Origin of the sequence: Bacteroides sp. AM07-18 (assembly GCF_003602695.1) — a bacterium.
GTDB lineage: Bacteria > Bacteroidota > Bacteroidia > Bacteroidales > Bacteroidaceae > Bacteroides > Bacteroides uniformis.
On record NZ_QTLM01000004.1, the window covers coordinates 64,520 to 86,773 of the forward strand.

Consider the following 22,254-nt stretch of genomic DNA (forward strand, 5'->3'; position numbering starts at 1 on the left):
GATACTACTCTTATTTATATCGTTGTTCATAATGAATCGAAATTATAAGCTATCACTTGCAGATGGCGCACCCCTGGCATTTGTTCAGTTCCCCCCGGAAACGCTTCTCTACCAGCAGATGCAGACGGTCTTTCAAAGCATCCAAACGGATGGTGTCGATAACTTCGTTGACAAAAGCGAACATCAGCAGCAGGCGCGCCTCGCGCACCGGGATACCACGCTGCCGCATATAGAAGAGAGCGCTTTCATCGAGCTGCCCCACCGTAGCGCCGTGACTGCACTTCACGTCATCTGCATAAATCTCCAGCTGAGGCTGGGTGTACATATGTGCATCTCGGGTGGCACAAAGATTGCGGTTGGTCTGTTGCGAACTGGTGTGCTGTGCGTCAGGGCGCACTAAAACCAGACCGGCAAAGGCACCTACAGCCTGCTCGTCAAGGACATACTTATAAAGCTCATTGCTGGTACAGTTGGGCACGGCATGGTCGATTGTCGTATGATTGTCCACATGCTGATTCTTGTCTGCAATGGCCATACCGCACAGATTCAGCTCCGCATGTTCACCGGCAAGCGTCACACAGGTTGTATTCCGTGTAGTTCCGTTGTGCAAGGTCATACCATTCAGCAATACATTACTATTGGCTTCCTGCCTTACATACATATTGCTGATACGTACCGTACTGGTGTGTGTCTCTTCGAGTTCATAAAAATCGAAAATGGCATTCTCACCGGCAAAGATTTCTATCACCTGCGTTGCCAGGAAGTTCACGCCGTCCATCGCATGGTCACACACCAACAAGCGGGCTTGTGCACCCTCCTCCAGAATAATCAGCACACGGCGGTTCACCATAAAATTGACGTCACCACGCAGGATATTCACCAGCTGAATAGGTTTCTCTACCACCACGTTCTTAGGAACATAAAACAGAACGCCGTCTTGTGCAAAAGCGGTGTTGAACGCCGTCACCCCATCCTCTGCCGTATCAGCCAACTTGCCATAATATTTCTTCACCAAATCGGGATGTTTCTCGGCCACCTCCTTCAGGCTGCCGAAGATAACCCCTTCAGGCAGATGGGACTTAGGCAAAGCCCTGCCATAAAAAGCATCGTTCACCACAAAATAAAGAGCAGTGCTCATATTGGGAACATCGCACTTGAACACTTCATAAGGATTCACCGGAATTTCCAACCGGTTCAAGTTCAAGCCATAATCCGGCTCAAAGAACTTGCTGATATCCGTATATTTGTATTTCTCCTCCTTACGGGTGGGAAAGCCCAAGCGCTCAAAGTCAGCAAAAGCAGCGGCACGCGGCGCATTCAGCACCTCGGCACTATGCCGGCATATCATCGCCTCCGTTTGGGAGAAAAGGTCTATGTATTGTTGCTCTACACTCATGTTTTCAGATTATGAGTTTATAATTCACCTGCTTCTTTCCTTATCCAATCGAAGCCACGTGTTTCAATCTCCTTCGCCAATTCCGGTCCACCGGTCTTTACGATACGTCCACCCAGCAGTACATGTACCGTATCGGGTTTGATATAGTCCAACAACCGCTGGTAGTGGGTAATGACCATAGCACTGGTTTCCGCAGTCTTGAGTTTGTTGAAACCGTCGGCCACAATACGCAAAGCATCCACATCCAATCCGGAATCCGTCTCGTCCAAAATAGCAAAAGTCGGTTCCAACATCGCCATCTGGAATATCTCGTTACGCTTCTTTTCACCGCCGCTGAAACCTTCGTTCACGCTACGGTTGGCCAGCTTGTTGTCCAACTCCACAATGGCACGCTTCTCGCGCATCAGCTTCAGGAACTCACTGGCCGACAAAGCAGGCAGATGGCGGTACTTGCGTTGCTCATTCACAGCCGCACGCATGAAGTTCACCATCGACACGCCCGGAATCTCTACCGGAGCCTGGAAAGAAAGAAAGATTCCTTCATGTGCACGGTCCTCAGGACTCATGGCAAGCAAGTCCTTGCCATTAAAGGTAATTGAGCCGCGCGTCACTTCGTAAGCAGGATGGCCAACCAACACATTACTCAACGTACTTTTACCAGCACCGTTCTGTCCCATCAGTGCATGTACTTCTCCATCACGTATGGTCAAGTTGATGCCTTTCAATATTTCTTTGCCATTGATGCTGGCATGCAGGTCTTTTATCTCTAACATCTTTATATTTACTATTTGACTATTTACAATTTACTATTTATAAATCACCCCACGCTTCCTTCCAGCGAAATGGCAAGCAATTTCTGCGCTTCTACGGCAAACTCCATCGGAAGTTTATTCAAAACCTCTTTGGCATAACCGTTCACAATCAGCCCCACGGCATCTTCCGTAGAAATACCGCGCTGATTGCAGTAGAATATCTGGTCCTCACTGATTTTGCTGGTAGTGGCCTCATGCTCCACGATGGCCGTTTCATTGTGAATATCCATGTAGGGGAAAGTATGCGCGCCGCATTTGTCACCAAGTAGCAAGGAGTCGCACTGGCTGTAATTACGAGCATTGTCCGCTTTCTGTGCCACGCGCACCAAGCCGCGGTAAGAGTTTTCGCTCTTTCCGGCAGAAATGCCTTTGCTCACAATGGTGCTCCGGGTATTCTTGCCCAGATGAATCATCTTTGTTCCCGTGTCTGCCTGCTGATGGTTATTGGTTACTGCCACACTATAGAACTCCGCTGTCGAATTGTCGCCGGAAAGGATGCAAGACGGATACTTCCAGGTAATGGCCGAACCTGTTTCCACTTGTGTCCAAGACAGTTTACTGTCCACCCCTTTACAATGGCCACGCTTCGTCACAAAGTTATAGACACCACCCCGGCCCTCGGCATCACCGGGATACCAGTTCTGCACGGTGCTGTATTTCACTTCTGCACGGTCGTGCACCACAATTTCCACAATGGCCGCGTGCAACTGGTTCTCGTCACGCATCGGAGCCGTACACCCTTCCAGATAAGAAACGTACGAATCATCATCCGCCACAATCAAGGTTCTTTCGAACTGCCCCGTATTGCGGGCATTGATGCGGAAATAGGTGGACAACTCCATCGGACAACGTACCCCCTTCGGGATATAGACAAAAGAACCGTCGGAGAACACCGCCGAGTTCAGTGCCGCAAAGAAGTTGTCACGATAAGGCACCACCGAACCGAGATATTTCTGTACCAAGTCGGGATGCTCGCGTACAGCCTCGCTGAACGAGCAGAAGATGATTCCTTTCTCCATCAGCGTCTCCTTGAAGGTAGTCTTTACAGACACCGAGTCCATAACGGCATCCACAGCCATACCGCTTAACGCCATCTGCTCTTCCAGCGGAATGCCCAGCTTATTGAAAGTCTTTATCAACTCAGGGTCTACCTCATCCATGCTTTTCGGTCCTTCCTTCTTCTTCGTAGGGTCGGCATAGTAGGATATGGCCTGATAATCTATTTCGGGAATGCGGAGATGTGCCCATGTAGGCATCTCCAATGTCAGCCAGTGGCGATATGCCTTCAGGCGGAACTCCAGCAACCATTCCGGTTCTCCCTTCTTCTCAGAGATAAGCCGCACTACATCTTCATTCAGCCCGCGCTCAATGATGTCTGTATGCACGTCGGTCGTGAAACCGTACTTATACTTCTCCTGAGTGAGTTCCTTTACATATTTATTGGGTTCTTCTTGTTGCATCACTTCTATAATTACAAATTATGAATTACAAAATCACGGTTCACGGTATCAGTCAAAGTCTCCGTTTACAATCTGCTCCGTAACCGCCTTTGCTGCGGGAAAGAATATCCCGGCAAACTCTTCCATAGGATAATATAACACTGATTCTTTCTTTTTTGTTTTGCTAATCAGCGTATTGTCTCCGTCTATAAATTCGATGACACCAATCAGCAGGCTCGTCAGCAGGAGGTACTTCAAAGCCCCTAGACCAGCCCCCAACCAATGATTGAGCCAGCCCAGCGAGACGGCCTCCATTGCCCGGGTCAGCAGAGAAGCCACCAGGGAGAAGAGCAAAGGAACAGCCAGCCAGATGAAGACAAATGCCAGTACTTGCGCCACTGTCATAGAGTCTGTCAACATGGGGCACAGCTTCACTGCCAACGAGGCATACAAAGCCTTTGCCGCCAGCAGACCGACAATCAGCCCCAGCAGAGAGGCCAATTGCTTCACAAAACCTTTCATGAAGCCGATGATTGCGCCCAAGCCGAAAGCAGCCAATATGATGATATCTATAATTGCCATAAAATTAATGTACCAATGTGACAATATGCTAATGTGCCAATATGCTAATGGGTCAATGAGCAAATAACTAATATGCAAAATGTGCCAATTGCCCTGCGGCATTTTCTGTACGCGCAGCCAATTGGCACATTAGCATATTTGCACATTATTCAATTATAATGTTTGCTTCACTTCTATTTCTTCGTAAGATTCGATAATATCGCCCACCTTGATGTCGTTGCAGTTTGTCAGGCTGATACCGCACTCGAAATTGGTACCTACCTCCTTCACGTCGTCCTTGAAGCGCTTCAGGGCATTGATGGCACCCGTAAAGATTACGATACCGTCGCGTATCAAACGGGCCTTGTCGCTGCGTTTCACCTTTCCGGTCTTGACCATGGCACCTGCCACCAGTCCCACCTTCGTGATGTTGAACACTTCGCGCACCTCGATGGTTGCCGTTATCTGCTCCTTCAATGTCGGTGCCAGCATACCTTCCATGGCAGCCTTCACCTCTTCGATGGCATCGTAGATGACGGAGTACTTGCGGATATCCACACCCTCCTGCTCTGCCATCTTGGCGGCAGCACCCGAAGGACGTACCTGGAAACCGACGATAATCGCATCCGAAGCGGCAGCCAGCGAGACATCCGATTCGGAAATCTGACCGACACCCTTGTGGATTACGTTTACCTGCACCTGCTCCGTAGACAGCTTGATTAAAGAGTCGCTCAACGCTTCCACAGAACCGTCCACGTCACCCTTCACAATCACGTTCAGCTCATGGAAGTCACCCAGCGCCAGACGGCGGCCCACTTCGTCGAGCGTCAGCATCTTCTGCGTACGCAAACCTTGTTCACGCTGCAACTGTTCGCGTTTGTTGGCAATCTCGCGTGCTTCCTGCTCCGTTTCGATTACGTGGAACGTGTCGCCAGCAGCAGGTGCACCGTTCAAGCCCAATATCAGGGCAGGTGTAGAAGGACCAGCCTCCTGCATGCGTTGGTTACGCTCATTGAACATAGCCTTCACCTTACCGTAGCTGGTACCCGCCAGCACGATGTCGCCCATTTTCAAGGTACCGTTGGAAACGAGTACCGTAGCCACATAGCCACGACCCTTATCCAATGAGGACTCGATAATGGAACCGGTAGCACGGCGGTTCGGGTTTGCTTTCAGCTCCAGCATTTCTGCTTCGAGCAGCACTTTCTCCATCAACTCGGGTACACCGATACCCTTTTTGGCAGAGATATCTTGCGACTGATACTTACCGCCCCACTCTTCCACCAAGAAGTTCATGGCAGCCAGCTCTTCCTTAATCTTGTCGGGGTTGGCAGTCGGTTTATCAATCTTATTGATTGCAAATACAATAGGAACACCCGCAGCCATGGCATGGTTGATGGCTTCCTTTGTCTGCGGCATCACGTTGTCGTCAGCAGCCACAATGATGATGGCAATATCCGTAGCTTTGGCACCACGGGCACGCATGGCGGTAAACGCCTCGTGGCCCGGAGTATCGAGGAATGTAATCTTACGTCCGTCGTCCAGCGACACGTGGTAGGCACCGATGTGCTGTGTGATACCACCCGCTTCACCGGCAATCACATTCGCCTTACGGATATAGTCGAGCAATGAAGTCTTACCGTGGTCTACGTGACCCATCACCGTTACAATCGGAGCGCGAGGTTCCAAATCTTCCTCATCATCCTCTTCCTCTACGATGGCCTGCGCCACTTCTGCGCTTACATATTCTGTCTTGAAGCCGAATTCTTCAGCCACCAAGTTGATGGTCTCGGCATCCAGACGCTGGTTGATGGATACCATCATACCAATGCTCATACAAGTGGCGATGACCTGAGTAACAGAAACATCCATCATGCTTGCCAACTCGTTGGCCGTCACGAATTCCGTAATCTTCAGTACCTTGCTTTCTGCCATTTCCATGTCTTCCAATTCCTGCATACGGCTGGAAGCCATGTCACGTTTTTCCTTACGATACTTGGCACCTTTGTTCTTTCCTTTGGAAGTGAGGCGTGCCAAAGTTTCCTTTACCTGCTTTGCTACATCTTCCTCGCTAACCTCCTGCTTGATGACCGGCTTCTTGAAGCGGTCCTTATTGCGGTTGCGGTTATTATTGGCATTGTTTCCACCAGGCTGGTTTCCACCTTGCGGGCGGGCACCCTGACCTTGCTGGGCACCTGCGTGTCCACGGTCGTTGCCACCACGCTGGAAGTTGGAAGCATTGTTGATGTCCACTTTCTCCTTATTGATACGGACACGTTTCTTCTTGCCGTTGGCATCGCCGGCAGCGGTATCCTTCAACTTGCTGTCATCACGGCGGATTTCCTTGATGATAGCTTCCTTCATCTGCTTCTTCTGATCCTGACGAATCTTTTCCTTCTCTTCACGCTCCCTGCGTTTCTCCTCTTTCGATTTCTTCTTTGGGCGTGTGGATTGGTTCAGGGCCGCCAAGTCTATCTGTCCGATAACATTAATCTTCGAAACAAACTCAGGCTGATGTATCTTGAAGATTTCTTCTCCTTCTTCTTTCCCCTCTTTTTCAACCGGTGCTTCTTCAGCTGCCGGTGCGGGAGCAGGCGCTTCTATCATTTCTTCCTTTTTAGATTCTTGTTGAGCCTCTACAACCGGAGCAGGCTCTTCCTTGACAACGGGTTGTGGCTGCGGTTCCGAAACGGGCTGCGGCTCGGACTCAGATGCCGGCTGTACCTCCGGTTGCGGCTGTGGTTCCGGTTGGGGAGCAGGAGCAGGTTCCGGTTTCGGCGTTTCTACAACTGCCGGTTCCTCCACCTTCTTCTCCTCTACCGCTTTTTCCGCTTCTTTCTCTTTTTCCTGAGCAGGAGCAGGTCTACGGTTCAGTTTGTCCAAATCAATCTTGCCTACCGGCTTGAACTTCGGACGTGCGTCTTCCGGAACAACCGTCTTAATCTCCTCGGGCTTCGCTTTCTCCTGCGTTTCCCTATAGCCGTCAATAGACACGGACGCCTTGTTGCGGTCCTTGCTCTGACGTTCCTGGCTGAAACGCTCCGACTTTATCTTAAGGTCCTTATCTGTACTAAACTCCTTTTTGAGCAGTTCGAACTGTTCATCCGTAATTTTTGTGTTCGGATTTGCCTCAACGGTAAATCCCTTCTTTTGCAGGAACTCGACAGCCGTCGTAATCCCTACATTTAAATCTCTTGTTACTTTGTTTAACCTTATCGTCATCAATTTTTTCTATTTACGATTTAACCATTTACGATTTACGATTGATAATACTCGGAGCGGAACGACTTACATTTACAATCAAACTCTAATCGTAAATCGTAAATCGTAAAATCGTAAATCATTCATTCTCCTCTTCAAACTCCTGTTTCAAAATGCGCAATACCTCGTCCACCGTCTCTTCTTCGAGGTCCGTCTTCTCAATCAACATCTCACGGGGAGCGTTCAACACAGCCTTAGCCGTATCGATACCGATAGCCTTGATGGCATCGATAACCCAACCGTCTATTTCATCACGGAATTCGTCCAAGTAGATGTCTTCATCCTCTATGGCCTCATCCAACTCGCGGAACACGTCGATGGTGTACTCAGTCAACATACTGGCAAGCTTGATATTCAAACCTCCTTTACCGATAGCCAGCGACACCTCTTCGGGTTTCAAGAACACTTCAGCCTTGCGTTCTTCCTCGTTCAAGCGGATGGAAGAAATTTTGGCAGGGCTCAAGGCACGCTGTATAAACAACTGGATATTGGACGTATAGTTGATAACGTCGATATTCTCGTTGCGAAGCTCGCGGACAATACCATGAATACGGCTACCCTTCACACCCACGCAGGCACCTACCGGGTCGATACGGTCATCGTAGCTCTCAACGGCAATCTTGGCACGCTCGCCGGGGATGCGGGCAATCTTCTTGATGGTAATCAGTCCGTCATTGATTTCGGGTACTTCCATTTCGAACAGACGTTGCAGGAAGACGGGCGACGTACGGCTCAGGATAATCTTCGGATTATTATTCTTGTTGTCCACACGTGCCACTACGGCGCGGGCGGTCTCGCCCTTGCGGTAGAAGTCACTCGGTATCTGTTCGGTCTTGGGCAGCAACAGTTCGTTGCCTTCATCATCGAGCAGCAGCATCTCTTTCTTCCAAATCTGGTAGACTTCCGCATTGATGATGGTACCCACTTTATCAATGTATTTGTTGTAAATACTATCTTTCTCCAGTTCCAATATCTTGGAGGCCAGTGTCTGGCGCAAGTTCAAGATGGCACGGCGACCGAAGTTCGCGAAGATAACTTCATCCGTCACTTCCTCGCCCACTTCATAAGAAGCATCAATCTTTTGTGCTTCGGACAATGCAATCTGCAGGTTCGGGTTTTCCAAATCCTCGTCTGCCACTACCTCACGGTTACGCCATATTTCGAAGTCACCCTTGTCCGGGTTTACAATTACGTCGTAATTCTCATCGGTACCGAACATTTTCGCAATCACACTACGGAACGACTCCTCGAGTACGCTTACCATCGTGGTTCTGTCGATATTCTTCAGTTCCTTAAATTCCGAAAATGTATCTATCAAGCTGACAGTTTCTACTTTTTTGGCCATAGTCTTATTTAAAACTGATTAAGTATTTAGTGTATTTTATCTCTTCATACGTAAAGGTCAAGTCCTCGTCCACCAGCTTGGGACGCTTGGCACCTTCCTCTTTCACTTTCTTCTGAATGGTCACGACGAAATGCTGTTCGTCGGCTTCCTTCAACACGCCGCTGAGCTTGCGGCCGTCCTTTGCCAGCACTTCCACTTCCTTGCCGATGTGGTTAATGTACTGCTGCAGTACCTTGAAGGGCTGTCCGATGCCGGCCGAACCGACTTCCAACTCATAATCCTCATCCTCACGGTTCAACTTGGACTCGATGTAGCGGCTCAGCTCTACGCAGTCCTCAATCCAAACACCTTCTTTGTGGTCTATTTCCACCAAAATCTTGTCATCCGGGCTGATTGTCACCTCCACAAGGAAGTAGTCCTTTCCTGCCAGCCACTCGTCAACAATCTGACAAACAGTTTTCTTTTCTATCATAGATTAACCATTAGGAACAAAAAAGAGGAGCTTAATCGCCCCTCCACCTTTCATCCATTTTCGGTTGCAAAGATATAAATAATCTGTTCGACTACAAAATATTAGAGAAAAAAAGATTGATTTAACGGTTCAAACGGGAATTATATTACAAACACACCCTTTCAACACTTCAAGATAAGGGGTAAAACATATAATCTTATGAGACAGAAGCTTATACTTTATGAAATGAATTATCACGTTCCATACTGCATGAGATGCACATGTCAAGCACAACGAGATGCGCATCTCGGACAACATGAGATGTACATCTCATGCATACAATCTCTATTGTTTCAAGAAAAGAAGTAAGGAGGTACAAGCGGAAAGAAGATACTGTTGAAAGACAACGCGGAAAAATAAAAGGCCGATAGCTTGTTTCATGCTATCGGCCCTTTTACTATGGTTCTAAAGGTCTAAAAGACCTTGTCGTATCACTTATTCGGAGTCTCCCACTTCTTGGTATCCGTACAAACCACGTTCACTGTCTGGTCACCCGTCTGGATGCGGAAGTCACCTTTCTCCAGAATCCACTTGCCGTCATAGCCTACAAAAGCAAGGTCGGAGCCTTTCAGTTTCAGTGTCACGGTCTTTGTCTCGCCCGGTTTCAGTTCCACCTTTTCGAAAGCGCGAAGACGGCGGGTATCGGGAGTAAGGGAGGCAACGAGGTCGCTGCTGAAGAGCAGCACGCTTTCCTTACCAATGCGGTTGCCGGTATTCTTCACATCAACGGTGAAAGTAAGCACATCATCAGCGGTAAAGTCCGACTTATCCACCTTGAGGTTGCTGTATGCAAAAGTGGTATAGCTCAATCCATAACCGAACGCCCACTGTACGGACACTTGCGCATCGTAGTTATAAGCACCTTCCATCTGCTTGCCGATGTGTTCGCACGGTTTGTAGTCGTACGTAATCAGTGAGTTGATTTCTTTCGGATAAGTGAAAGGCATCTTTCCGCTGAAGTTGGCGTCGCCGGCAATGAGGTTTGCCAACGCATCGCCACCATAGTTACCCGGAAGCATAGTATTGACAACCGCTTTAGCCAGTGGCTCGATGTCGGCAATCAGACGGGGACGGCCTTCGTTCAGTATCAGGACGATGGGTTTGCCGGTCTTGGCAAGAGCTTTCACCAAGTCAAGCTGATTCTGGGAGAGGGTAAGGTTTGTCAAATTACCCGGAGTCTCGCAGTAAGAGTTCTCACCGATGCAAGCCACGATGTAGTCGGCAGCCGCAGCGGCAGCTACAGCTTTCTCTATCTCCGGAGTGTTTTCTTCCCACCAGTTGCCACCTTGCTTATAAGTGACGCCAGCTTCGTAGATGATATTCTCCGCACCGAATTTATTGGTGAAGGCCTCGAGGATGGTATTATATTGGCCTGCATGCTCATCGGCCTTGTCACCCTGCCAAGAGTAGGACCAGCCGCCGTTGAGGCAACGCATGGAGTTGGCATTCGGACCTGTAACCAGCAACTTCTTGCCTTTTGCCAGCGGCAATATACCGTCTGTATTCTTCAGGAGTACCAAAGATTCCTCGGCAGCCTGGAGGGCGGCGGCGGCATGTTCTGCACCACCGAACAAGGGGAAGTCTTTCAAATCGTAATAGGGCTTTTCAAACAGATTGAGACGGTACTTCAGGCGCAGTACACGGCGAACAGCATCGTCAATGCGGCTCATGGGGACTTCTCCTTCTTCCACCAGCTCCTTCAAGAGTGTACAGAACTTCCAGTCGTACGGGTCCATAGACATGTCGATACCGGCATTGATGGCAAGCTTGATGGCTTCCTTCTTATCCTTGGCTATGTGGTCGCGGCTATAAAGGTTGTTGATGTCCGCCCAGTCAGTCACAATCATACCGTCCCAGTTGAGGTCTTCTTTCAGCCACTTGGTCAGCAGCTCATAGTTGGCATGGAAAGGCAGACCGTTGTTCATGGCGGAGTTCACCATCACGGAGAGGGCACCTGCTTTCACCATTTCCAGATAAGGAGCGAAATGCTTCTCACGCATATCCTGCTCGGTGATGGAAGACGGCGTACGGTCCTTACCGGAAACGGGAACACCATAACCCATATAGTGCTTCATACAAGCGGCAACGTTGTTCTCGCCAATCAGGTTGGGGTTCTCGCCCTGGAAACCGATAACTGCTTCACGTCCCATTTCGGCATTGACGTAGGCGTCTTCACCATAGTTTTCCCACATACGCGGCCAGCGGGGGTCGCGTCCGAGGTCGGTCACCGGGGCATACGTCCAGGGAATGCTTCCCGCCTTTGTTTCATAAGCGGAGATGCGTGCACCTTCACGTGTCAGTTCACGGTTGAAGGTAGCTCCCATATTGACGCCTTGCGGGAAGAAAGTACCACCCAGCGTATAGGTAGTTCCGTGTATCTGGTCTACACCGTACACACAAGGAATACCCATCACCTCCATGGATTTCTCCTGAATGCGTTTGATGATTTCCTGCCACTTCTCCACGCTTTGTGCCACACCGTTAGGCACGTTCAAGATGGAGCCTACTTTGTATTTTCCGATGACAGAGTCGAGCATCGCCTCGTCCAACTGGAAGCCCTTGGCATTCTCAATACCCTGGATACGCATATAGAGCTGCATCATCACTTCTTGCGAAGGCATCTCCTTACCCAGCTTGAACTCTTTCTCTAACTTATACCTCTTGACGATTTTCTTCAAATCATCTACAGTTATATCTTTCGGATTGAGACCGGCGAAAGGATTGGCGCGTTTCTGCAGGAGGTCTATGGTGAGTTCGCACATCTGACCGACTTTCTCGTCAAGCGTCATCTTCTTCAGCAAAGTCTCAATCTGCTGTTCTATTTTCTCGTCTCTTGGAATGGCAGGCGCAACAGTGGTCTGCGCCGTAGAAGCAAGTACTAACCCTGATAGGGCTAAAGATAAGATTAACTTTTTACTCATGGTTGTGATATTGGTTTATAATAGTTGCACTATCTGTTTATACGAGGTACAAAGATAAGAACATCCTGCCATACCAAAGGGTACAACAGGATGTTTTTTAGGGTATGATTTGTTATTTTTTCAGACAATCCTACTCTCATCTCTTCAAGAGACTCATCGGTTCCTGAAGTTTCAGGATGTCGTTCGTCTTCTGCGTTGCGGCAGCTACTTCAGCCTCCAGCATAGCCTTGATGTCGCGTGAGGAAGCTCCGACGAGGAACTTGTAGTTTCCGGGAGTTACCACCCATGCCGATGCAGCCTCATCGTAGGAAGCCAGGTCATCAGCATTCACTTTCAGCGTCACCACAGTAGTTTCGCCCGGTTTCAGCTCCTTGGTCTTGGCAAAAGCCTTCAGTTCCTTTTCGGGCTTGTTGGCAGCAACATCGGGAGCGGATACATAAAGCTGAACCACTTCCTTGCCTGCTACCTTACCGGTGTTCTTCACTTCTACAGACACGGTATAGACACCGTTGTCTGCCTTGACAGCAGCCTTGTCGTAAGCAAAAGTGGTATAGGAAAGACCGTAACCGAAAGGATAGGAAACCTGCTTGCCAAAGGTGTCGAAGTAACGGTAACCCACGTAAATGTCCTCTTCGTAATTGGTATAGTCCACGTTCTTCACGTCGTTCTTCTTCCCGCCTTTGTTCATGAGGTCGGTGCTCACACGCATGTCTATCGGGAAGTTGTCGGAAGAAGCGGCATCTTCAAACTTCACCGGGAAAGTCATTGTCAGCTTGCCCGAAGGAGAAGCCTTGCCACTCAGCACGTCGGCCACACTGTTTCCTCCCTCCTGGCCTGCCTGCCATGCACAAAGGATGGCATCGGGAACAGATTTCCAAGAAGCGGTTTCAATCACCCCGCCGATGTTGAGTACCACCACTACCTTCTTTCCGGCAGCATGGAAAGCATCGGACACGGCTTTCAGCATGTCCTGCTCTTCTTTGGTAAGGTTGAAGTCAGCTACCATACGGTCGAGGAACTCACCAGAGGTACGTCCCAGCGTCACCAGTGCCACATCGGCCTTGGCAGCCTGCTCGCGGATGACCTGTGCGGACACAGCCATCTCAGCCGGACGGGTATCGGGCATGAACCACTCTTTCTTATCTTTGGACAGACGTTCTTTCTCGGCTTTCAGGTAAGCTTCATAGCTATTCTTCAGCGCTTCATCCACCACATAGCCGGCATTCTTCAAGCCGTCCAATAGCGAAACGGTATAAGCGCGGTTCACGTTGCCCGAACCTGTACCGCCTGCAATGAAATCGTAGGAAGTGCAACCGAAGAGTGCCACGTTCTTCACGTCGGCAGCCAGCGGCAGAGCACCGTTATCGTTCTTCAGCAATACCATGCCTTCCGTTGCCGACTGGCGAGTAACGGCAGCATGCGCCTTCAAATCAGGCTTGTTGGAGTATTTATATCCCTTGAAGTGGGGAGTCTGGAGAATCATCTCCAGAATACGCTTCACATTCTGATTGAGGATGGCTTCATCTAACGCTCCGTCCTGCACACCCTTCACGATGGCTTCGTACTGCTTGGGCAGACCGGGCTGCAACATGTCGTTGCCTGCCACCATCTGTGCCACGGCATCCTTGCCGCCAAACCAGTCGGTCATCACCATGCCCTTGAAGCCCCATTCGTCGCGCAACATGGTTGTCTGCAACTCCTTGTTTTCCGAAGTGTAGACACCGTTCAGGTAGTTGTATGAGGACATCACGGTCCAAGGAGCGGATTCCTTCACGGCAATCTCGAACCCTTTCAAGTAGATTTCGCGCAAGGCGCGTGGAGATACATGCGCATCCGTAGCCATACGGTTGGTTTCCTGGTTGTTCACAGCAAAGTGCTTGATACTGGTACCCACACCGTTGCTCTGCACACCACGTACGTAGGCGGCGGCAATCTTACCCGACACCAACGGGTCTTCAGAATAATACTCGAAGTTACGTCCGCAAAGCGGGTTACGGTGAATGTTCAGCGCCGGAGCCAACAGCACGTCCGCACCGTATTCCAGCACTTCGTTACCGATGGACTGACCTACACTTTCCACCAGTTCCTGGTCCCAGGTAGAGGCGAGCAAAGTTCCGATAGGGAAATGAGTACAATAGTACGTAGCCGAATCCCCCTCACGCTTGGGGTCGATACGCAGTCCGGCGGGACCATCAGCCAGCACCACAGCGGGAATGCCGAGGCGTTCAATCGGGTATGTGGTTCCTGCCGCACCCGGCACCAGCTTTCTCGTTGCACCGATTACGGCACTGTCACCCGAGAAACCTGCCATACCGGTACCCACTACCAGATGCGCCTTTTCCTCCAAGGTCATGGCGCCAATCACCTCATCCAGAGAGGACTTTCCAAGCTGCGGCACACCCGGTCCGCAAGCTGACAAAACAGCCATTGCTGCTGCCATGGATATGATATTCTTCTTCATAATCTTATTTAAATATCTTCGGTGCGAATTCTGTCAGGTAAATACGCCAGTTCTTCCAGATATGACCTTCTCCGGTTTCATAATATTCATATTTGTAACCCTTCTCGTCCAACATCTTGCGGTAGTCGTTATTGGCCTGGAACAAGAAGTCTTTATTACCGATAGCGATGTAATAGAGTGCCGGTTTCTTGGCAAACTGGGTTTTCAGTTTGACTTCAAGGTTGTCATAAATCGGAGACTTCACATCTTTGTTGGGCATGATGGCTGCCGAGAACAGACCTACATAGTCGAACATATCCGGATATTGCTTGGAGATGTGCATGGAGTGGTAACCGCCCATAGACAATCCGGCAATGGCACGACCCTGCTTGTTGGCCTGCGTACGGTAAGTCTTATCAATGAACTTCACCACGTCGGGGAAAGCAGTCTCGAAAGAGCCTTCCATCGTCTTGGGCAGATTCATGCTGGGAGCGGCAAAACCCAGTGACGATTCACCCGGAGCAGCCTCCAACGCAGCGTTACCGTTGGTCATTACTACAATCATCGGCTTGGCCTTGCCTTGGGCGATGAGGTTATCCAGAATCTGTGCCGTACGTCCCAGTTCGCTCCATGCGTTCTCGTCGCCACCCATGCCGTGTAGCAGGTAGAAGACGGGGTAGCGCTTGCCGCTTGTCTCATATCCGGCAGGCGTATAGACAGTCAGGCGGCGGTCCATACCCAGCGTAGGGCTGTTGTACCATACCTTAGATACCGTTCCATGAGGAACCTTATTCACTTTGTAGAGATCGATGCGCTCGTCACCACCGATGATGAATACATTCGTCACGCTTGCCACGTCTCGAATCATATAGACGTTGGCAGGGTCGTTAATCTTCAGTCCGTCTACCAGGAAAGTGTAGCTGTAGAGTTCTGGTTTCAGCGGTTCGGGAGTAGTGAATTCCCACACACCGTCCTTGTTCTCTTTCAAATCTGCCACACCCGGACCATCAAACTCACCAAAAGGAGTCTTGATTTTCTGCGTAGGCAGGAAGTCGCCAGTTACTTGCACCTTTACGGCTTTCGGCGCCTTCAAGCGGAAAGTTACTGTATTGTTGTCGTGTATCTCAGGTGAGACCACGGGAGCGCCTCCCCAGAGAGCTTGTTGCGCGAAAGTCATCGCACACATCAGCAACAGAGCTGACAAAATAGAAATTCTTTTCATGATACGTATGTTATTTTGTTATTAAATTAGTTATACCAAATCCTCTTATTTGAACAACTTCGGCGCGAACTCCGTCAGATAGATTCGCCAGTTCCTCCAGATATGTCCCTCGCCCGTTTCAAGATACTCGTACTTATAACCATTGTCGTCAAGCAACTTGCGAAAATCGGCCACACCTTTATAAACAAAGTCCGTCTTGCCGCATGCGATGAAGTAAAGAGCCGGTTTCTTGGCAAACTGAGTCTTCAGCTTACCTTCGAAGTCGGTATAGACCGGACAAGTCGATTTATCGTTTCCGGTACTTGCACCGGAGAAAAGACCTACATAGTCGAACATGTCCGGGTAATACTTGGAAATATTGCAAGAGTGGAAACTACCCATAGAAAGCCCGGCAATGGCACGGTTCTTCTTATTGGCAAGAGTGCGGAAATTCTTCTCCACGAACTTCACGATTTCGGGGAACGAGAGTTCAAAAGCACCTTCCGCCACCTTCGCTCTTTCGTCGGGACGCATGGAGGGGGCAACAAAACCCTTGGGAGATTCACCTGCAGCAGCATCTTGCCAAGCATTGCCGTTAGTCATCACCACAATCATAGGTTTAGCCTTGCCTTGTGCAATGAGATTATCCAATATCTGCGAAGTACGGCCAAGAGCAATCCAAGCTTCCTCATCACCACCTGCACCATGAAGCAGATAAAATACCGGATAACGCTTGCCGCTGGTTTCATAACCAGCCGGAGTGTAAATCGTCAGACGGCGGTCCATTCCCAGCGAAGGACTATTGTACCACATGCGACTTACCGTTCCATGGGGTACCTTATTCACTTTATACAAATCGGCACGGTCACCACCGATGATAAATACATTGGTCACGGTAGCCACATCCCGAATCATGTAAACATTGCTCGGGTCCATCATTCTCAATCCGTCCACAATAAAGGAGTATCCATAAAGTTCCGGCTTCAATGGTTCGGGAGTAGTAAATTCCCAAACGCCATCCTTCCCCTCTGTCAAATCGGCAATGCCCGGTGCATCATAATCGCCACGAGGAGTCTTAATAGTTTGTGGAGGCAGAAAATCACCGGTAATCTGCACCCTTACAGCCTTAGGAGCTTTCAAGCGAAAAGTAACCGTGTTGTCGTCATGAATATCAGGAGAGACAACTGCCGCACCTCCCCAAAGAGCTTGCTGTGCAAAAAGGGTGACACAGCAGACCAGCAGCATCGCTGCCAAACTTAATAATCTTTTCATAATTTCTTATATTAAATGAATTAGCTTCTTGTTATTTAGCAAAGCAGCGACTTACAAAAGGCAGGCACATATAAAGTGCCGAATGCCAATATTCGCTGGTATGTCCGCCATCCCGCACACGGAACTGGCAAGGGATACCGGCATTACGCATCGCCTGGAAAAACTCTATATTACGGTCCAGCAGAAAGTCATCGTCTCCGCAATCCACAAACCACTGTACAGTACGAAGCTGTGCCTTACGCGCAACATCTGCCTCAGCCACATACCTGATGCAACTATGCTCCTGCACAGAACGCGTCAGTACAGCCATCTTGTTTGTGGGGTCGGGGTCTCTTCCCACCTCCTCACCACTAACGGGGATGTTCATCAAAGCACTCATAGCATAAGCAGCACAATACATATCCGGATAGCGCTGTGCATAGCTTGCCGTTCCACCTCCGCCCATAGAAAGTCCGGCAATGGCACGATGCCGCTTATCACCTTTCACCCGGTAAGTCTTCTCTATATAAGGAAGGAACTCCTTATAGAAGAAATCTTCGTAAGCCCAGCCCGGCATGTTGAAGTAGCCGTTCCAGCAAGTAGCCGGATTGCCTCCGGCATTAGGGCTGACGATAATCATCTCGCAAGCCTCGCCCGATGCCACCAACTGGTCCATCACGTCCTTCACACGTTGGTCTGTAAACCAACTGGTATTCACCCCCGACATGCCGTGCAGCAAATAGAGGATAGGATATTTCCTATCCGTTTCATTGCTATAGCTTTGCGGCAGATAGATGGTGTAGGCACGGTGTGCTTTCAATACCTGGCTGTAGATGCTGTCGGTCACTACCTTGCTTTGCGGTCCCCATGCAGGATTTTGTGCATTTGCCATCCACAGCAAGCAGACGGCTAAAAGAGAGAGTATCAATCTTTTCATGGTATCGATTTAAAAATGTACTACAAAATAAGCGTTTTCCACTCTAAAACTAATTGATATATATCAGTTTTTTCACGCATATCCCCCTCATCTCTTCACCATCGGATACACAGCCACAGGCACTTGCGCCCGCATGGCATCATGCACTTTCTGCTTGCGTGCCTTTGTCACCCTCTGTACCGCTGTGCAACGCACATCGGCCGAAGATGCGGCAACCATCCACTGATATTCACCCTTAGCCAACTCCCAAGAGCTGTTTTTCTCATTAAAGGAAGCCATGTCCATCACGTTCCAAGTCAGAATCAGTGTCTGGCTCTCGCCCGGCTGGAGCAAGGCAGTTTTGCCGAAGGCCTTCAACTCCTTGGCAGGCTTGTCAAGTCCCCCATTCGGAGCTTTCACATAGAGTTGTACAGCTTCACGCCCTGCCACCTTGCCGATGTTCTTCACGCTCACTTTCAACTCACAGCGGTCGGCATCCATTTTGGCGTTCTCTACCGCATAGTCAAAAGCAGTATAGCTCAAACCATGACCGAACGGATAGGAAACCTCTTTACCGAAAGTGTCGAAATAGCGATAACCCACATAGATTCCCTCTTCATAGTTGGTGAAATCCACATTTTTCTCCGGTTCCTTCGGTTTCTCCTCTTTCTTTTCGGACTTGAAGTTCATGCCGGTACCCATAGCAAACGACGGCATCTTGAACTCGTAATCAAAAGGGAAGTTAGCATCCGACGGCGCATCGCCATATTTCACGGCAAACGTCATGGGTAACTTGCCCGAAGGATTCACCTTTCCGGTCAGGATGTCCGTGATACAATTACCCACCTCTTGTCCCGGCTGGAAGGCACAAACCACTGCATCTGCCAGTCCCTTCCAAGAAGCAGTCTCCACCGGGCTGCAGATGTTGAGAACCACCACCAGTTTCTTGCCTGCAGCACGATAAGCGGCAGACACTTGCTTAATCAGAGCCAATTCGTTCTCCTTCAGGAGGAAATCTTCCACACGGCGGTCACAGCCCTCGCCACTGACACGCCCCAGCGTAAGCACGGCAATGTCGTTGGCCTTCACTTGTGCAGCCAGTTCCTCGGCAGTGGGCAGGAACTCCTCGGCACGGGGCAGCGGAGTAAAGGCGAAAGGCGGTTTTCCGTGAGGAAAGAGCCGTTTCTGCTCGTCGGCCATATGCTTCTTGTAGCAGTTCAGCAATTCTTTGTCCACGATGTAGCCCGCATTGCGCAAACCTTCTACCATAGAAACCGTGTAATAGCCGATGCCCGTACTGCCAAAGCCCATGCCGGCAGGAACCATGTCATAGGAAGTAGTTCCATAAAGGGCCACTTTTTTGATGCCGGCAGCCATGGGTAGCGCCTGCTTGTTATCCAGCAGCACGATACCTTCCGCACCTATCTCACGGTCTACTTGCGCATGAGCCTCCAAATCGGTTTTATTGGGATACTCGTAGCCGGCAAAGGTATGGCTCTTGACCACAAACTCCAGCACACGCTTCACGCTGCGGTCGAGGAGTGCCAAATCCAGTGTACCGTTCTCTACGGCTTCCAAAATAGCTTTATACTGGCGGTCTTGCCCCGGTTGAAGCATGTCGTTTCCTGCTACGATGGAGGTCACGGCATCTTTTCCGGCATTCCAGTCGGACATCACCAGTCCCTTGAATCCCCATTCGTCGCGGAGGATGTCTTCTGTCAGTTCGCGGTCCTCGCAGGTATATTTGCCGTTCACCTTATTGTAGGCGGTCATCACGCTCCAGGGCTGAGACTCTTTGACAGCAATCTCGAAGCACTTCAAATACAGCTCGCGCAAGGGGCGCTGTGTCAGGCGAGAGTCGTTGTTATTGCGGTTGGTCTCCTGGTTGTTCACGGCAAAGTGTTTCAGGCAGGTACCTGTCCCCCGGCTCTGGACTCCATTGATATAGGCAGCAGCCATTTTACCAGCCAACACCGGATCTTCCGAATAATATTCATGGTTACGTCCGCAAAGCACATTTCGCATCAGGTTGACACCCGGTGCCAGCAACACATCCAAACCATAATCCTTCACTTCCATACCCAAAGTACGTCCCACCTTATGGGCTGCATCCGGATTGAAAGTAGCTGCCACCGTGGTGCTGGAAGGGAATTCCGTAGCATGATAAGTACGGCTGTCGAATTCCCGCTTGGCAGCCATCGCCAACCGGTGCGGTCCGTCGGCAAGATAGGCGGAAGGGATACCCAGTCGGGGAATGTCGTAAGTACGTCCCGCTGTTCCGGGAAACTTGGTATCACTTCCCATCGACATCCCACAACCGATGACGAGGTGTACCTTCTCTTCGAGGGTCATAGCACTGACCACTTCGTCGATATTGTCGGCACGCAGTCTGACTGACTGATTCGAACCGGTCGTCTGTGCAGTCAAGGCAGATGCCAGACAGAGTGAAAATAAAGTAATTGACAATCTTCTCATATATATTATATTTAAAAAGCCACAAAAGAAGCCCCCGTACAATTAGCTGATTCCCACGGGGGACTTCTTCTACAAACAATTAATCAGTTAGAAAAATCTAATTTTGTTTATCTGCATCAGACGACGAAGTTAGATTTTGATTCTTTATACGCTTTACCAACCTGCATTTTGTTCCATATTCGGATTCAAGCGGATCTCCTTTGCCGGAATAGGCAACAAATAATGTCTTTCCTTGAAACCATAACGCGTTTTATCCTTGTTATACTGAATGTATTCTACCGCTACATTATCCGGCTCATCTTTTCCTGCCTTATTTGACAAGATAGGTGTTCTTTCACCCTGATCCTTAAGCAAAGCCTCCGCATCTTTCCAACGGATAATATCCTGATAACGGGTATATTCAGAACAGAGTTCCAGTCTCTTTTCCAATTTAATGGCATCCAGGGTAGCTGTCTTAGCATCCAATCTTGCACGCTGACGCACCTCATTCAAGCAAGCATCAGCTTCGGATTGATTGCCATCCTTCAGGTTTGCTTCAGCTGCCAGTAACAAGACTTCAGCATAACGCATCCAACGATAGTTATTATATGAACACCAGAACCCAGCAGGAGATTCTACATTCGAGAAGCGACGTTTCCACATGAAATAACCTTCATTAATCAAACTCTGCCCTTTGGCAACCTTGACACCCAATTGAGTAATTTGGTCATAGGTTTTCATTGTCTGATTCAACCGATAACCATCTACACCCTCTTCCTGAACAAATGCATCATACAACTTTTTCTGAGGAACCATAAATCCCCATCCGGTACCATTAAACTGATTGTTAGAGCCAGACATATCCAACTTATCAGTGCGCCAATGATTCATCACCTCAAAGAAACTGAACTCATCCATGGAATTACTTGCATCAAAAATACGGTTACTTTCGAGCATACTTTCACAATTATACTCAGCCTTGTAGGTCAAGATATCCTCATAATTTCCATCATAAAGTTTATACTTACCGCTAGCTCTAACCTCATTCAAGACAACAGCAGCTTCATGGAATTTTTCTTGCCATAAATAAGCTTTACCCAATATAGCTTGTGCCAACTGCTTGGTAACACGCCATGTCGTTTTATCATCTACACTCTTCTTTTCCTCCAAGAGTCCTGAATTGATAGCTTCAGTCAGGTCCCGCTCTATCAACGCCCAAATATCAGCCTTAGGCGAACGAGCCAACTGATATTCGGATTTATCAAGTTCATGGTCTACCAATGGTACATCACCCCACATAGAAACTAAATCAAAATAAGCAAAAGCACGGAAGAACTTGGCTTCAGCACAAGCCTTCTTCTTCAAATCAGTATCAGGCTCAACACGTCCCAGAATCACATTCGCCTTATAAATAAGCTGATAGTAGCTTTCCCATACGCCTCCGATAAAACTTTGGTCTGAGCCAAATGAATATTCATTACAGCCTTCCAGCTCTGCATTGTCATTACGACCACCACCACCTGCCCAAACATCGTCCGAAAGGGCATTCTTCATCATCGTATAGTTATAGTATGTACCCTTGAGTTGTATATAAAGCGCATCAGCCGCTGCTTGAGCTTGTTCGTCAGTTTTATAATAAGTGGAAAAGTCCAATACACCTTTTTGAGGTATATCCAATTTGTCTTCACACGAAGTGCCAGCCAATATAAGGAGCGCTCCGAGCATTAAAGAATATCTTAATTTCAT

At 49.2% G+C, this 22,254-nt stretch carries 14 protein-coding genes; all 14 read right to left on the bottom strand.

Annotation, left to right across the window (positions count from 1 at the left end; translation table 11 throughout):
- Nucleotides 1-52: 52 nt before the first annotated feature.
- The 14 genes from sufD to DW096_RS07845 all read right to left on the bottom strand — a co-directional run bounded on the left by sufD (nt 53) and on the right by DW096_RS07845 (nt 22,233).
- On the bottom strand, nt 53-1,396 hold the full coding sequence (gene sufD, locus DW096_RS07780) for a Fe-S cluster assembly protein SufD (RefSeq protein WP_005824364.1): 1,344 nt from the start codon (nt 1,394-1,396) through the stop codon (nt 53-55).
- Nucleotides 1,397-1,413: 17 nt separating this feature from the next.
- Nucleotides 1,414-2,169 (bottom strand): Fe-S cluster assembly ATPase SufC, encoded by a 756-nt coding sequence (gene sufC / locus DW096_RS07785; RefSeq protein WP_005824362.1) that lies wholly within the window; start codon nt 2,167-2,169, stop codon nt 1,414-1,416.
- Nucleotides 2,170-2,213: 44 nt separating this feature from the next.
- Nucleotides 2,214-3,668: a Fe-S cluster assembly protein SufB gene (gene sufB, locus DW096_RS07790; RefSeq protein WP_005824359.1), complete on the bottom strand. Its 1,455-nt coding sequence runs from the start codon at nt 3,666-3,668 to the stop codon at nt 2,214-2,216.
- A 48-nt stretch (nt 3,669-3,716) separates the two neighbouring features.
- Nucleotides 3,717-4,229: a CvpA family protein gene (locus DW096_RS07795; RefSeq protein WP_008661989.1), complete on the bottom strand. Its 513-nt coding sequence runs from the start codon at nt 4,227-4,229 to the stop codon at nt 3,717-3,719.
- Nucleotides 4,230-4,382: 153 nt separating this feature from the next.
- On the bottom strand, nt 4,383-7,430 hold the full coding sequence (gene infB / locus DW096_RS07800) for a translation initiation factor IF-2 (protein ID WP_118930954.1): 3,048 nt from the start codon (nt 7,428-7,430) through the stop codon (nt 4,383-4,385).
- 118 nt (nt 7,431-7,548) lie between these two features.
- The gene (nusA, locus tag DW096_RS07805) at nt 7,549-8,814 is read right to left on the bottom strand and encodes a transcription termination factor NusA (protein WP_005833693.1); all 1,266 of its coding nucleotides are present in this window, start codon (nt 8,812-8,814) and stop codon (nt 7,549-7,551) included.
- Between the two features lie 4 nt (nt 8,815-8,818).
- A complete protein-coding gene (rimP, locus tag DW096_RS07810; protein ID WP_005824352.1) occupies nt 8,819-9,286 on the bottom strand; it encodes a ribosome assembly cofactor RimP in 468 nt (155 codons plus the stop codon).
- 470 nt (nt 9,287-9,756) lie between these two features.
- Nucleotides 9,757-12,246, bottom strand: a complete 2,490-nt coding sequence (locus tag DW096_RS07815) for a glycoside hydrolase family 3 N-terminal domain-containing protein (protein WP_118930955.1) — start codon at nt 12,244-12,246, stop codon at nt 9,757-9,759.
- A 136-nt stretch (nt 12,247-12,382) separates the two neighbouring features.
- Complete coding sequence (locus DW096_RS07820) at nt 12,383-14,707, bottom strand: glycoside hydrolase family 3 C-terminal domain-containing protein (RefSeq protein ID WP_118930956.1); 2,325 nt, start codon at nt 14,705-14,707, stop codon at nt 12,383-12,385.
- 4 nt (nt 14,708-14,711) lie between these two features.
- Nucleotides 14,712-15,908: an esterase gene (locus DW096_RS07825; RefSeq protein WP_117887719.1), complete on the bottom strand. Its 1,197-nt coding sequence runs from the start codon at nt 15,906-15,908 to the stop codon at nt 14,712-14,714.
- Nucleotides 15,909-15,953: 45 nt separating this feature from the next.
- A complete protein-coding gene (locus DW096_RS07830) occupies nt 15,954-17,159 on the bottom strand; it encodes an esterase (RefSeq protein ID WP_008661994.1) in 1,206 nt (401 codons plus the stop codon).
- 31 nt (nt 17,160-17,190) lie between these two features.
- A complete protein-coding gene (locus DW096_RS07835) occupies nt 17,191-18,075 on the bottom strand; it encodes an esterase family protein (RefSeq protein ID WP_008661995.1) in 885 nt (294 codons plus the stop codon).
- Between the two features lie 87 nt (nt 18,076-18,162).
- Nucleotides 18,163-20,529, bottom strand: a complete 2,367-nt coding sequence (locus DW096_RS07840; RefSeq protein WP_005825856.1) for a glycoside hydrolase family 3 N-terminal domain-containing protein — start codon at nt 20,527-20,529, stop codon at nt 18,163-18,165.
- Between the two features lie 153 nt (nt 20,530-20,682).
- Nucleotides 20,683-22,233: a RagB/SusD family nutrient uptake outer membrane protein gene (locus DW096_RS07845; RefSeq protein WP_005825857.1), complete on the bottom strand. Its 1,551-nt coding sequence runs from the start codon at nt 22,231-22,233 to the stop codon at nt 20,683-20,685.
- Nucleotides 22,234-22,254: the final 21 nt, after the last annotated feature.

Excerpts from the sequence above, each read along its gene's own strand:
- sufD (WP_005824364.1), bottom strand. The coding sequence starts at position 1,396 with ATGAGTGTAGAGCAACAATACATAGACCTTTTCTCCCAAACGGAGGCG.
- sufC (WP_005824362.1), bottom strand. The coding sequence starts at position 2,169 with ATGTTAGAGATAAAAGACCTGCATGCCAGCATCAATGGCAAAGAAATA.
- sufB (WP_005824359.1), bottom strand. The coding sequence starts at position 3,668 with ATGCAACAAGAAGAACCCAATAAATATGTAAAGGAACTCACTCAGGAG.
- DW096_RS07795 (WP_008661989.1), bottom strand. The coding sequence starts at position 4,229 with ATGGCAATTATAGATATCATCATATTGGCTGCTTTCGGCTTGGGCGCA.
- infB (WP_118930954.1), bottom strand. The coding sequence starts at position 7,430 with ATGACGATAAGGTTAAACAAAGTAACAAGAGATTTAAATGTAGGGATT.
- nusA (WP_005833693.1), bottom strand. The coding sequence starts at position 8,814 with ATGGCCAAAAAAGTAGAAACTGTCAGCTTGATAGATACATTTTCGGAA.
- rimP (WP_005824352.1), bottom strand. The coding sequence starts at position 9,286 with ATGATAGAAAAGAAAACTGTTTGTCAGATTGTTGACGAGTGGCTGGCA.
- DW096_RS07815 (WP_118930955.1), bottom strand. The coding sequence starts at position 12,246 with ATGAGTAAAAAGTTAATCTTATCTTTAGCCCTATCAGGGTTAGTACTT.
- DW096_RS07820 (WP_118930956.1), bottom strand. The coding sequence starts at position 14,707 with ATGAAGAAGAATATCATATCCATGGCAGCAGCAATGGCTGTTTTGTCA.
- DW096_RS07825 (WP_117887719.1), bottom strand. The coding sequence starts at position 15,908 with ATGAAAAGAATTTCTATTTTGTCAGCTCTGTTGCTGATGTGTGCGATG.
- DW096_RS07830 (WP_008661994.1), bottom strand. The coding sequence starts at position 17,159 with ATGAAAAGATTATTAAGTTTGGCAGCGATGCTGCTGGTCTGCTGTGTC.
- DW096_RS07835 (WP_008661995.1), bottom strand. The coding sequence starts at position 18,075 with ATGAAAAGATTGATACTCTCTCTTTTAGCCGTCTGCTTGCTGTGGATG.
- DW096_RS07840 (WP_005825856.1), bottom strand. The coding sequence starts at position 20,529 with ATGAGAAGATTGTCAATTACTTTATTTTCACTCTGTCTGGCATCTGCC.
- DW096_RS07845 (WP_005825857.1), bottom strand. The coding sequence starts at position 22,233 with ATGCTCGGAGCGCTCCTTATATTGGCTGGCACTTCGTGTGAAGACAAA.